Below are 13,022 nucleotides of genomic sequence, written 5' to 3' on the forward strand. Positions count from 1 at the left end.
TATAAAAATTGGGGGAGGTGCCTATGCTCAATCAAGAACTGGAACTCAGTTTAAACATGGCTTTCGCCAGAGCGCGCGAGCACCGTCATGAGTTTATGACCGTCGAGCACTTGTTACTGGCATTGCTCAGTAACCCATCGGCCCGGGAGGCGCTGGAAGCGTGTTCCGTGGACCTGGTTGCGCTCCGTCAGGAACTGGAAGCCTTTATTGAACAAACCACACCTGTTCTGCCCGCCAGTGAAGAGGAGCGCGACACGCAGCCGACCTTGAGTTTTCAGCGTGTATTGCAGCGTGCGGTCTTCCATGTTCAGTCCTCCGGTCGCAGTGAGGTTACCGGTGCGAATGTTCTGGTCGCTATCTTTAGCGAACAGGAGTCGCAGGCGGCGTATCTGTTGCGCAAACATGAAGTCAGCCGTCTTGATGTGGTGAACTTTATTTCTCATGGCACGCGTAAAGACGAGCCATCTCAGTCTTCTGAACCAGGAAACCAGCCGAGCAGTGAAGAACAAGCTGGTGGGGAGGACCGTATGGAGAATTTCACGACTAACCTGAACCAGCTTGCACGCGTGGGCGGAATTGACCCGCTGATTGGTCGTGAGAAGGAACTGGAGCGCGCCATTCAGGTTCTCTGCCGCCGCCGTAAAAACAACCCGCTGCTGGTTGGGGAGTCTGGCGTCGGTAAAACGGCGATTGCTGAAGGTCTTGCCTGGCGAATTGTTCAGGGCGATGTGCCAGAAATCATGGCTGACTGTACGATTTACTCTCTCGATATCGGCTCCCTGTTAGCAGGCACCAAATATCGCGGCGACTTTGAAAAACGGTTTAAAGCGTTGCTCAAGCAGCTGGAACAGGATACTAACAGCATCCTGTTTATCGATGAGATCCATACCATCATTGGAGCGGGCGCAGCGTCTGGCGGGCAGGTAGATGCAGCCAACCTGATCAAACCGTTGCTCTCCAGCGGTAAAATTCGCGTGATTGGATCGACGACCTATCAGGAGTTCAGCAACATTTTCGAGAAAGACCGTGCTCTGGCGCGTCGCTTCCAGAAAATCGATATTACTGAACCGTCGGTCGAAGAAACTGTTCAAATCATCAATGGCCTGAAACCGAAGTACGAAGCGCACCACGATGTGCGTTATACCGCGAAAGCGGTGCGTGCGGCGGTGGAGCTGGCGGTGAAATACATTAACGATCGTCATCTGCCGGACAAAGCGATTGACGTTATCGACGAAGCGGGCGCTCGCGCACGTTTGATGCCGGTAAGCAAGCGCAAGAAAACGGTGAATGTGGCGGATATCGAGTCCGTGGTAGCCCGTATTGCACGTATCCCTGAGAAGAGCGTTTCTCAGAGTGACCGCGATACGCTGAAAAACCTTGGCGATCGCCTGAAAATGCTGGTCTTCGGTCAGGATAAAGCCATTGAAGCGCTTACCGAGGCCATTAAGATGGCGCGTGCGGGTTTAGGTCACGAACATAAACCAGTTGGTTCATTCCTGTTTGCTGGTCCAACCGGGGTCGGGAAAACCGAGGTGACGGTACAGCTTTCCAAAGCACTGGGTATTGAGCTTCTGCGCTTTGATATGTCCGAATATATGGAACGTCATACTGTCAGCCGCCTGATTGGTGCGCCTCCAGGATACGTTGGTTTTGATCAGGGCGGCTTGCTGACCGATGCGGTCATCAAGCATCCGCACGCGGTGCTGTTGCTGGACGAAATCGAGAAAGCGCATCCGGACGTATTCAACATTCTGCTGCAGGTGATGGACAACGGCACGCTGACCGATAACAACGGGCGCAAAGCGGACTTCCGTAACGTGGTACTGGTGATGACCACCAATGCCGGGGTACGTGAAACCGAGCGCAAATCGATTGGTCTTATCCACCAGGATAACAGCACCGATGCGATGGAAGAGATCAAGAAGATCTTTACGCCGGAGTTCCGTAACCGTCTCGACAACATTATCTGGTTCGATCATCTCTCTACAGACGTGATCCACCAGGTGGTTGATAAGTTTATCGTCGAGTTGCAGGTTCAGTTGGATCAGAAAGGTGTTTCTCTGGAAGTGAGCCAGGAAGCGCGTAACTGGCTGGCTGAGAAAGGTTACGACCGGGCGATGGGCGCACGTCCGATGGCACGTGTGATTCAGGATAACCTGAAAAAACCGCTCGCCAACGAACTGCTGTTTGGCTCGCTGGTGGATGGTGGCCAGGTGACAGTCGCGCTGGATAAAGAGAAAAATGAGCTGACCTACGGGTTCCAGAGTGCACAAAAGCATAAACCGGAAGCCGCGCATTAATCAGATTGTTAAGTAGGTTGGTGAAGTCCGTAATCTCGTCAGGGGTTACGGACTTTTTGTTTATGGGGGGCGGAGGTTCAGACCCTTTTTTTGATGATGATGGTAAGTTGTTGATAATTAGTGCTGCTGGAAGGTAAGGATAAAAAAGGGTGGCAGCAGGAAAATGAGATGGTTTTGCTTTATTAACAACGGGCTAAACGTGTAGTATTTGAGTTCACTGCCGTACAGGCAGCTTAGAAAAAATTTGATGGGCGGCAGAAGTAGTTTTACCTGTTCACTGCCGTACAGGCAGCTTAGAAATTTATAAAAATGGTTGTATTTAGTCTTGTTTTGTTCACTGCCGTACAGGCAGCTTAGAAATAAAAGAAACTCTCACTTCGTTCGAGAGAGCTGTTCACTGCCGTACAGGCAGCTTAGAAAGCGCGTAACCGCGCCCACTGCATTTATCGCATGTTCACTGCCGTACAGGCAGCTTAGAAAAGTTAATACACGGGCGGGAGTGTCTGCAATTGGTTCACTGCCGTACAGGCAGCTTAGAAAGTGCCGGGTGATGCCCCGCTGATATTTAGTCAGTTCACTGCCGTACAGGCAGCTTAGAAATATAATGACTACATCAGCAGGACGCTGAAACGGTTCACTGCCGTACAGGCAGCTTAGAAACCTTGTCAATTACCTAACGTGTAGAAAATTTCGTTCACTGCCGTACAGGCAGCTTAGAAAAGAACCGAGATCTTCCCACACTTTAAGAAGGGGTTCACTGCCGTACAGGCAGCTTAGAAATGCTTTCTGCCCAGGATTGTAGTCAGGCGAGTGTTCACTGCCGTACAGGCAGTTTCACAAATACGATGATGGCAGAAATTTAGCTGTGTTAAGGCGTTCTCAACTCCGAACCATTAGCCACAACGCACAATAACAATTGTGATAATTGCGATGGAAATCAATTTCTCGCACAGAAATCAATGCTGTACTAATCCTAATTCCTTCAAATAAAAATAATCACAGGATGTGTTTATGTCTTCCAATTACCTTACTCCATCTGACCTCAAAACCATTCTCCACTCTAAACGCGCCAATATTTATTATCTGGAAAAATGCCGGGTGCAGGTGAATGGTGGGCGAGTGGAATATGTTACCAGTGAAGGTAAGGAGTCGTACTACTGGAATATCCCCATTGCGAATACCACGGCATTGATGTTGGGGATGGGAACATCCGTTACTCAGGCGGCGATGCGTGAATTTGCCCATGCCGGGGTGATGGTGGGCTTTTGTGGTACGGATGGCACGCCGCTGTATTCGGCAAATGAAGTTGATGTTGATGTCTCCTGGCTCAGTCCGCAAAGCGAATATCGTCCTACTGAATATCTTCAGCAGTGGGTTTCTTTTTGGTTTGCTGAAGATAAACGACTTGCCGCCGCGAAACGTTTTCAGTTAATCCGCCTGACACATATCGATAAGCACTGGACCAGCGCGAAAATGCAGCGTGAACACGCCTTTCAGCCTGATGCTAATGCACTGCAGACCCTACTAAATCGTACTCGTGAAGAAATAGACGCGGCAGAAAACCATACGCAGCTTATGCTCGTAGAGGCCAAATTGACCAAAGCACTCTACAAAATGATGAGCCAAACCGTGGGCTATGGCGACTTTACCCGCGCAAAACGGGGCGGTGGGATTGATATGGCTAACCGCTTTCTCGATCAGGGGAATTATCTGGCTTATGGGCTGGCGGCAGTGGCGGCGTGGGTAACCGGGATCCCGCATGGTTTAGCAGTAATGCACGGTAAAACACGTCGCGGCGGCCTCGTTTTTGACCTTGCCGATCTGATTAAAGATGCCCTGGTTATGCCACAAGCATTTATTGCCGCAATGGCGGGAGAAGATGCTCAGGAGTTTCGTCAACGCTGCATTAATATCTTTCAACAAGCAGATGCTCTGGATGTCATGATCACCTCTTTGCAAGATACGGCCCAGGCACTGGCTAAGGCTGATCAATGAATGTTCTGATTATCTCGCGCTGTACAAAAAACGCCCGCGTGGAAAGCTGCCGTATTATTGATCAGTTTGCTGAACGTACAGGTGATGCCGCATGGCAAACGGTGATTACTCTGGAAGGCGTTAATACACTCCGCCGTTTACTGCGCAAAACTGCCAGGCGAAATACCGCAGTGGCATGTCACTGGCTGAAAAAGAACGGGCAAATGGAGTTGATGTGGATTGTGGGTAATATTCGTCGCTTTAATGCTCAAGGCCGCGTTCCCACGAATCGAACAACCCAAACCAGCCTGGTGAACAAGGAAGAAAATCGCTGGCAATGCGCGGAGAGCATTGCGCTGCTGGCGGCTATCGCCGGGTTGTTTCATGATTTTGGTAAAGCAGGACGCAGCTTTCAGCAAAGCCTGACCCATAAGAGCGCACGCAGTTATCAACCTTACCGACATGAATGGATCTCACTGCGGCTCTTTCAGGCGTTTGTTGGTGAACAGCCAGACGATGTGTGGCTGGAGAAACTCGGGGAATTAACGGCAGATGATGAAGTTGCGATTCTTGAAATTCTGCAAAAAGACACGCCTCATTTTTCAAATAGCCCATTCAGTTCGCTGCAACCGCTAGCCAGGACGGTAGGTTGGCTGATCCTTTCCCATCATCGAATGCCGGAGAATCTTTCGCCACAACCAGAACAATCATGCAAAGGCTGTGAAAGTTGGCTGGAGAAGCAACTCAATGCTGACTGGAATGCCGTTAACCACCGCAAGAATGACTGGACGCAACAGGATTTTGAGCAAGTCTGGCAGTTTCCGGCAGGAACGCCGCTTCAAAGCGCGAGCTGGCGGGAAAAAGCGCGTCAGATTTCTCGCCGGGCAAGCAACGCGCTCGGTTTAAAGACATACGGGCAGATGGAACAGTTGTTCCCCTTACATATGGCGCGTTTTTGCCTGATGCTTGCCGATCACTACTATTCATCTAATGACGCGCAGCAAAAATGGCAGGACCCGGAATATATCGTCTGGGCAAATAGCGATCGCCAAAGCGGCACGCTCAAACAACGGGTAGACGAACATCTTGTTGGCGTCGCGCATCATGCGTATTTGCTTGGGCGGCAACTGATGCACACACGGGCATCGCTTCCGGCAATTGCCCGACATAAAGGTTTTAGCCAGCGGGCCACAGATGTGAAATATCGCTGGCAAGATAAAGCCTGGGATGTGGCGCGAGCGTTACGTGAACGAAGTCGTGAAGAGGGATTTTTCGGCGTCAATATGGCCTCGACGGGGTGTGGTAAAACCTTTGCGAACGCCCGCATTATGTATGCACTTGCCGACGAGCGAGAAGGGTGTCGTTTTACCATAGCATTGGGATTACGTACGCTGACTTTACAAACGGGTGACGCTCTGCGCAGTCGGCTTGGATTGGGTGAGGATGAGCTGGCGGTACTGATTGGTTCGGCGGCAGTTAAGCAACTGTGGCAGCAGGAAAAAATAGACAATGATTGTGGAAGTGCTTCGCAAGAGTCGCCAACAGAGGAGCAACAGTTCGTTAAGTACGAAGGCTGCCTGCATACCGGGGCGCTGGAAAAATGGTTGAAGGATGACTGCAAACTTAAGGAGTTAGTGAGCGCGCCGATTCTGGTCGCGACGATTGATCATCTTATTTCCGCGACCGAGGGTGTGCGAGGCGGGAAACAGCTTCCGGCGATGTTGCGCCTGTTAACCAGTGATTTAGTGCTCGACGAACCTGATGACTTTGATATTGCCGATCTCCATGCAGTATGTCGTCTGATGAACTGGGCTGGAATGCTGGGTACGCGGGTATTACTTTCTTCCGCGACGTTGCCGCCAGATTTGATTCAGGCTCTGTTCGCGGCTTATCTTGCCGGGCGCAAAATGTGGCAGGCGTCATGCGGTACCAACGGCAGGCCCGTCAATATCTGCTGTGCCTGGTTTGATGAAAAAGATGCCGATGCCACACAAATTGGTGATGGCGCTACTTTTCGTGAGACGCACAAAAATTTTGTTGCGCGACGAGCGTTAATGTTGGCTGAAAAAGAACGACTGCATTTCGGGCGTATTGCTTCGATTTCATCCCCATCAAGCGCGATTCAGGATGTTATCGAAAGCATGGCTCAGACGGTACATGAGCAATGCTTGAAGTTGCATCAGGCGCATCGCCAGCTACACGAAAGCGGTAAAACCGTTTCGCTGGGCCTGGTGCGCTTCGCCAATATCAACCCACTGGTTGCGGTGACCAAAGCCCTGATTGCCATTCCTTCACCAGAAGATGTCTGCATTCATTACTGTGTTTACCACTCCCGACATCCGCTGGCGGTGCGTTCAGATATTGAGAAGCGACTGGATCGCGCTTTTACTCGTCATAACGAACTCGATTTCTGGAACAACGAAGATATCGCAGATGCCTTACATAACCGTCCGGAATCGCACCATCTGTTTGTGGTGTTGGGGACATCGGTTATCGAAGTGGGGCGTGACTGGGATGCGGACTGGGGAATTATCGAACCAAGCTCCATGCGCTCGATTATTCAATTTGCCGGACGTATTCAGCGCCACCGTAGAAATGTGCCGACCAGTGAGAATCTGGTTATTTTGCGTAGCAATATCAAATCATTGCAGAAAAAAGCCCCCGCATTTTGTAAGCCTGGTTTCGAAACAAAAGAACACTTGCTGAATAGCCACGATATTTGCGAACTGATTCCGATCGCGGACTACCGGACGATTAACGCCTTGCCGCGGATCCTGTCTGCCAATAATGCCAACAAACTGGCGGAGCTTGAACACAGTCGTTTATCCGCCGAATTGATGAGCAGTAAAAGCAAACATGTGGTGGCGGCGCAATGGTGGCGTGCACCGCTAAGCTGGAACGGCTGGATGCAGCGCCAGACGCCATTTCGTTATTCCCCTTTGCCGGAGGCGGTGTTTTTTCTGCATATGGATGACGAAGAAAGCGAAGCGCGTTTCTATTCCCGTACGGGTGACAACGATCGTAAAGCGCAAGGGAATTTCAGGCGAGAAGAGGTGAGATGCGCCAGCGGCGTCGCTTGCTGGGGCGTGATGGATTACCAACAAGTTTTGTTGAATTTAGCTGATAAGCAAAGTTGTGAAATACAGCGTGTTGGAGAAATGTTTGCTGAAGTGAGAGTACCGGCCAGTGAAGAAGATGCGGTCGATGACTGGTGTTATCACCCCTGGTTAGGTGTGTTTCGCGCCCCATGAAGGCGCAAGGAGGGAATCTTTTGAACAATAATTTAGTGGATTTTATAACCGACTACATCGCTTCGCGAAGGCAACCCAAAATAGATGCCTTTGAAAAAGAAGCAGCAAAGCGGTTGGAACAGGGCGAGGACGCCAGCATCATCGCTCTGGAGCGACAGGAACTCGAAGCACGCTATCTGCCACGTAACTGGTTAACGGATGCGGCGAAGCGTGCCGGGCAAATCAAATTAGTCACTCATGGTGCTAAATTCAGTCATGGTGATTCTAAAGCCAGTAGCTTTTATCTGGAAACCTCCGCTAACGAAAGCTATTTAAACACAGCATCGTTGGCGAATGTCGCTACTGACGCGATTGGTAACGCCGCCGCACTTGACGTCGCAAAGTTGCTACAAACCGATGTGAACGGAAATTCACTGCTTGCCAGCCTGAAGCGTGGCGATTATCAGGCATTAAGTACGTTTGCAGAGGATAAAGCGCAACTGGAGCAGTGGGTAGCTGGGTTTAGCCAGGCATGGACAACTGGACGGCCTGCCAGCCATAAACTGGCGAAACAAATCTATTTCCCAGTTGCGGATGGTTATCGCCTGTTATGCCCACTGTTTTCCAGTTCGCTGGCACAGGCGATGTATGAAAAGCTTACTGCCGTGCGTTTTAGTGAGGAATCGAAAGCCATTCGCGATGCCCGCAAGGCGGGTAAATGGCACTCACAGCCAGAAATTCGTTTCCCCAATCTTGCCGAAATGCATTTTGGCGGCACAAAACCGCAGAATATTTCTCTGCTCAACAGTGTTCGTGGTGGTCGTATTTGGTTGCTGCCATCAATGCCGCCCACCTGGGCGACGCTGGATCACGCGCCACAAAACATGCGCAGTATTTTTGCCTTACGCGGCGATTTCAATCGGGCGGCTTCAGGCATCATAGCCCGGATGACTTACCTGCTGAAGGTTGACATAAACAATGTTCATATCCGAACTGCGCGGGCGAAATATATTGATGAGTTGATTGATCTGCTGTTCATGCAGGCGTCTTCATTTCAGCAAGAAAAATGGCAGGGATGGTCCGCGCAATCACCAGACTTACCTCGCCACCAACAATTTTGGCTGGACCCGTGGCGAAGCCTCTCAGATGAGACTTTCAAACAGGAGCGTGAGAAAAACGACTGGCAAGAGACGGTGGCCGATGATTTCGCGCGCTGGCTGAACTATCGCCTGAAAAAAGCCCGTTTCGATGTCGGTGCTGTCGAGCAAAGGGAGTGGCGCAGTCAGTCCCTGTTTACTCAACGGATGCGTGAAATGGAAGCCGTTTTGCAGGAGGCGCTGAAATGAGTTATCTGCTCTTGTTACCCCATGTACGCATCGAAAACGCTAACGCCGTCTCCGGGTTGACCTGGGGATTCCCGGCGATGACCCATTTTCTCGGCTATGTTCATGCGCTTTCTCGAAAAGTCGTGGATGAATTTGGCGTAAGTTTTGACGGTTGCGGGGTCGTAAGCCATGAACAGCATATTCAGGCGTACAGTTCCGGGCGCGATTTTCAATTCGCTCTCACCCGTAACCCATTAACCAGAGAAGGTAAAACCGCCTCGTTCAATGAAGAGGGCCGTATGCACCTGACGGTTTCCCTGCTGATTGAATGTAATGGCGAAATTACCAATGGTGAATATGGCAGAAAAGCCCTTTGCGACCATCTGAAAATCCTCTGCCAGAGCCACAAACTGGCGGGCGGCAGCATTGTTGACATGCGCGATCCGCAGCTTTTTCATGCACCTGAAGATGAAAAGCAACTGCGTAAAATCATCTGGCGTTTAATGCCTGGCTATGCGCTTTACGATCGCAGCGAATGGCTGGCTGAACATCACCAACAACATCCCGATATATCGTTGCTTGATGCCTGGCTTGATTTTGCTGCCATTAAATATCAGGCCGAATCTCCGGCAGAAGACAACAGCGCACAATGGGTATACCAGCCGAAGCCAATGCCTGGTTTCCTGGTACCGTTAATGTGTGGCTACCAGCGCATTTCTCCTGTTTACGCACCCGGTGAAGTTGAAAATGCGCGCGATACCTCAACACCATTTGCCTTTGCCGAAGCCGTTTATGGCATAGGCGAATGGCGCGGATTACATCGTATTACTGGCTTGCAACCGCTGATGTGGCGTTACCGTACAACGGACACTGGCTACTATTGCTCGGCAATACCAGTTGTTGACGACCCTACTACTAATGAAGATGACGATACAGAATAAGGACATAATTATGGCAAAGGCCCCTGTAGCAGTAAAAACGGCGTCAGTACTGGCATTTGAGCGCAAACTGGCAACATCTGACGCGGTGATGTATGCAGGTAACTGGCAAGGAAATAAATGGCAACCTATTGAGATTCAGGAGAAAGCCGTTCGCGGAACCATCTCTAATCGCCTGAAAAATACGATTGCCAGCGACCCCACCAAACTGGATGCAGAAATCCAAAAAGCCAACTTGCAGCGGGTAGATGTAGCCTCGCTTCCGGTTGATGCGGATACGCTAAAAGTGGTGTTTACGCTGCGAGTGCTGGGCAATCTATCCTCACCTTCAGTATGTAATGATATGGCTTACCAGGAGGCACTTTCAGCGGTTATTGAAGGTTATATCAGCGAACATGGATTTAAAGAGCTGGCGTTACGCTATGCGCTGAATCTGGCAAATGGTCGTTTTCTGTGGCGCAACCGCATTGGCGCTGAGCAGATCCAGGTGAAAGTTACTGCTAACGATACTTCATGGACTTTTAATAGCCATGACTTCTCTTTACGTCAATTTGATCAAGGCCAGAGTAGCGTCACAGAACTGGCTGCAACGATTGAACAAGGGTTAAGCGGAAAAGAGTGGGTGATGCTTACCGTTGAAGCGCAGGTTCGCCTCGGTGCCGGGCAAGAAGTTTTCCCGTCGCAGGAGCTGGTACTCGACAGCAACAGTAGCAAAAGTCGCGTGTTATACCAGGTGGCTGGCATTGCCGGTATCCACTCTCAGAAGATTGGTAATGCTTTACGTACCATCGATACCTGGCATCCAAAAGTTGATGAATTGGGGGCTATCGCCGTGGAACCTTACGGTTCTGTAACCAGTCGCGGTGTGGCATGCCGCCAACCGAAAGAAAAACTCGACTTTTATACCTTACTGGACAATTGGGTGACTAAAGGGATGAAACCCGAAGTTGAGCAGCAGCACTACGTGATGGCTGTGCTGATCCGCGGCGGTGTCTTTGGTGAGAAATCGGAATAAGGAGCTGCCAATGGATCACTACCTTGAGATCCGCGTTCTGCCAGATCCTGAATTTTCGAGCGAAATGTTGATGGCGGCGTTATTTGCCAAACTGCATCGGGCATTAGGTGCAAGAGGGCAAGGCGATATCGGCGTAAGTTTCCCGGACGTAAATGTTATGCCTGGAGCGCGTTTACGCTTGCATGGTAGCGCTCAGGCATTGCAGGCGCTTGAAGCCTCAGCGTGGCGTAAAGGACTAACGGACTATTGCCAATGTTCACCTGTCACTCCCGCTCCAGAAATAAAGGGCTGGCGAGTAGTAAGCCGTGTGCAGGTTAAAAGTAACCCCCAGCGTCTGTTAAGGCGTTCAGTGAAAAAAGGCTGGTTTACTGAAGAACAGGCGATTGAGCGACTGGCGACGCAAGCTGAACAGCGGACCGACTTACCTTTTCTTAATATGAAGAGTTTGTCGAGTCAGAAACAGTTCAAGTTGTTTATCCGACACGGGGATTTGCGTACAGAACCGGTTAAAGGGGTATTCAGTAGTTATGGATTAAGCGTAACCGCTACTATTCCCTGGTTTTGATTGGTTAGTTGTAATGTATAAAAGACCTGGCCTTACCGTCAGGTCTTTTTGTCTATTGAAAAGCCGATTTCTGGCTGGAAATAGAATAAAGAATTCAATGCCCTACACTTTCATCAGTATATGGATATTTATTTAAAACAAGCAATCCGCAATTAATTATACGTATTAATCTACCTTGCAATGACATCAAATAATGACGAATAGTAAACAATGGAAATATTCTTATAGGTATTTTTTGTTTGTTATGTATTTTTTATAATTTGACTTAAATCACGAAAACAACTTGTTTACATTGCGATAAAAAATGTAATTTGCGAAATTCATTTCCGAGAGGACAGAGACTCTTAATCACCTGGAATAAATTAGTTAAGGAATAGACTATGAAACGTTCAATTATTGCAGTTGCAGTATTATCTTCTCTTTTTATGAGCGCTGGGGCTTTTGCAGAGGAGGGGAGTGAACAGGGTGAGTTAGTTATTACTGGTAATATAGTTGGAACTACATGCCAATTTATCGGAAATAGCCAGGCTACTATTGCTATGAACGATATTGGTGCTGATCAATTTGATGGTAAGAGCGCTGGTTATATTTATGATGGTTATTCAAATAAAACAACTGTACCGCTGACGGTCAAATGTACAGGAGATGAGACTCCCAGAATTACGTTTTCCAGAAGTCAGTTTGATGCAAATCGTAGCGATATCACCATTAATACTGTGGCAAACCCAAATGGTGCTGGTTTTGCTGTCTACTATGAGAGTGCAGATGGGCAATCACAACAGATTGACGGTGATAAAAGTATTGAGTTAGAAAAAAACAGCTCTAATGAATATACACTAAATTTCAGTGCAAAATACGCGCAATCAGGTGATGCGGTGACTGCTGGCCCGGTTAACTCTGCTCTGACAATGACTGTCGTGACAGATTAATATCGTGTTTATCGGCGGCTTCGGTCGCCGATTTTCAATAACAAGGATTGTTATCATGAAAAAATTAATAGCCTTCTTGCTGGCCAGCATGGTCACGCCTGCGTGGGGTGGTGTCTATATCTACGGCACTCGTGTTATTTATCCAGAACAGAAAAAAGAGATTACCGTTCAGTTAATGAATGAAGGTAATCGTAGCGCCCTGGTTCAGTCATGGATTGATGATGGCGATACCAGCCAGCCTCCAGAAAAAATTCACGTCCCGTTCGTGTTGACGCCACCGGTCGCTCATGTAAAAGGGGGGGAAGGGCAACAACTCAAAATCAAAAAATTGGCGAATACACTACCTAAAGATCGCGAAAGCCTGTTCTTCCTTAATGTGCTCGACATCCCACCTAATCGCCCCGAATTAGAAGGTAAAAATGGGATCAAATTCGCCATGCAAAATCGCATTAAATTTATCTACCGCCCAGAGGGACTTACAGGCGTGGATAAAGAAAGTTTTCGTCGTCTGAGCATTAAACATGCCAATGGCGGTATTAATATCAAAAACAACTCCGCAAACTGGATAACTATTCCTGAGTTGACCGGGAATGCAAAAATAAACAAGGAAACGTTGTTACTAGCTCCCTGGTCAGATAAGACTATCACCACAGCCTCAGCCATCAATCAATATACAATTACACTTATTGATGATAATGGAAACTATTTGAGTGAAAAAGTAAAAACCGTCAAATAGATCAGGGATT

At 49.0% G+C, this 13,022-nt stretch carries 9 protein-coding genes and 1 CRISPR repeat array; all 9 genes read left to right on the top strand.

Annotation, left to right across the window (positions count from 1 at the left end):
• Nucleotides 1-23 precede the first annotated feature (23 nt).
• The 9 genes from clpA (at nucleotide 24) to FEM44_RS18985 (ending at nucleotide 13,012) form a co-directional block, all read left to right on the top strand.
• A complete protein-coding gene (gene clpA / locus FEM44_RS18940; RefSeq protein WP_135522927.1) occupies nucleotides 24-2,300 on the top strand; it encodes an ATP-dependent Clp protease ATP-binding subunit ClpA in 2,277 nt (758 codons plus the stop codon).
• 212 nt (nucleotides 2,301-2,512) lie between these two features.
• Nucleotides 2,513-3,140: direct repeats of the CRISPR family, unit length 28 nt; unit sequence GTTCACTGCCGTACAGGCAGCTTAGAAA.
• A gap of 171 nt (nucleotides 3,141-3,311) precedes the next feature.
• The gene (gene cas1f / locus FEM44_RS18950) at nucleotides 3,312-4,295 is read left to right on the top strand and encodes a type I-F CRISPR-associated endonuclease Cas1f (protein WP_135524103.1); all 984 of its coding nucleotides are present in this window, start codon (nucleotides 3,312-3,314) and stop codon (nucleotides 4,293-4,295) included.
• On the top strand, nucleotides 4,292-7,525 hold the full coding sequence (gene cas3f / locus FEM44_RS18955) for a type I-F CRISPR-associated helicase Cas3f (protein WP_138159138.1): 3,234 nt from the start codon (nucleotides 4,292-4,294) through the stop codon (nucleotides 7,523-7,525). The genes cas1f and cas3f overlap by 4 nt, the downstream gene beginning before the upstream one ends.
• Nucleotides 7,522-8,850: a type I-F CRISPR-associated protein Csy1 gene (csy1, locus tag FEM44_RS18960; RefSeq protein ID WP_135524101.1), complete on the top strand. Its 1,329-nt coding sequence runs from the start codon at nucleotides 7,522-7,524 to the stop codon at nucleotides 8,848-8,850. The genes cas3f and csy1 overlap by 4 nt, the downstream gene beginning before the upstream one ends.
• Complete coding sequence (gene csy2, locus FEM44_RS18965; protein WP_135524100.1) at nucleotides 8,847-9,770, top strand: type I-F CRISPR-associated protein Csy2; 924 nt, start codon at nucleotides 8,847-8,849, stop codon at nucleotides 9,768-9,770. Before csy1 ends, csy2 begins: the two co-directional genes overlap by 4 nt.
• A gap of 10 nt (nucleotides 9,771-9,780) precedes the next feature.
• Nucleotides 9,781-10,782: a type I-F CRISPR-associated protein Csy3 gene (gene csy3, locus FEM44_RS18970; protein ID WP_135524099.1), complete on the top strand. Its 1,002-nt coding sequence runs from the start codon at nucleotides 9,781-9,783 to the stop codon at nucleotides 10,780-10,782.
• A 10-nt stretch (nucleotides 10,783-10,792) separates the two neighbouring features.
• A complete protein-coding gene (gene cas6f, locus FEM44_RS18975) occupies nucleotides 10,793-11,347 on the top strand; it encodes a type I-F CRISPR-associated endoribonuclease Cas6/Csy4 (protein WP_135524098.1) in 555 nt (184 codons plus the stop codon).
• A gap of 380 nt (nucleotides 11,348-11,727) precedes the next feature.
• The gene (gene yehD, locus FEM44_RS18980) at nucleotides 11,728-12,276 is read left to right on the top strand and encodes a fimbrial protein YehD (RefSeq protein WP_135524097.1); all 549 of its coding nucleotides are present in this window, start codon (nucleotides 11,728-11,730) and stop codon (nucleotides 12,274-12,276) included.
• Between the two features lie 55 nt (nucleotides 12,277-12,331).
• On the top strand, nucleotides 12,332-13,012 hold the full coding sequence (locus tag FEM44_RS18985) for a fimbrial assembly chaperone (RefSeq protein ID WP_135524096.1): 681 nt from the start codon (nucleotides 12,332-12,334) through the stop codon (nucleotides 13,010-13,012).
• Nucleotides 13,013-13,022 lie beyond the last annotated feature (10 nt).

The sequence above is a fragment of the Escherichia sp. E4742 genome (assembly GCF_005843885.1).
GTDB lineage: Bacteria > Pseudomonadota > Gammaproteobacteria > Enterobacterales > Enterobacteriaceae > Escherichia.

Bases quoted from the DNA above. Each gene is read 5' to 3' on its own strand.
- yehD (WP_135524097.1), top strand. From the start codon at position 11,728: ATGAAACGTTCAATTATTGCAGTTGCAGTATTATCTTCTCTTTTTATG.
- cas3f (WP_138159138.1), top strand. From the start codon at position 4,292: ATGAATGTTCTGATTATCTCGCGCTGTACAAAAAACGCCCGCGTGGAA.
- csy3 (WP_135524099.1), top strand. From the start codon at position 9,781: ATGGCAAAGGCCCCTGTAGCAGTAAAAACGGCGTCAGTACTGGCATTT.
- FEM44_RS18985 (WP_135524096.1), top strand. From the start codon at position 12,332: ATGAAAAAATTAATAGCCTTCTTGCTGGCCAGCATGGTCACGCCTGCG.
- clpA (WP_135522927.1), top strand. From the start codon at position 24: ATGCTCAATCAAGAACTGGAACTCAGTTTAAACATGGCTTTCGCCAGA.
- csy1 (WP_135524101.1), top strand. From the start codon at position 7,522: ATGAAGGCGCAAGGAGGGAATCTTTTGAACAATAATTTAGTGGATTTT.
- csy2 (WP_135524100.1), top strand. From the start codon at position 8,847: ATGAGTTATCTGCTCTTGTTACCCCATGTACGCATCGAAAACGCTAAC.
- cas1f (WP_135524103.1), top strand. From the start codon at position 3,312: ATGTCTTCCAATTACCTTACTCCATCTGACCTCAAAACCATTCTCCAC.
- cas6f (WP_135524098.1), top strand. From the start codon at position 10,793: ATGGATCACTACCTTGAGATCCGCGTTCTGCCAGATCCTGAATTTTCG.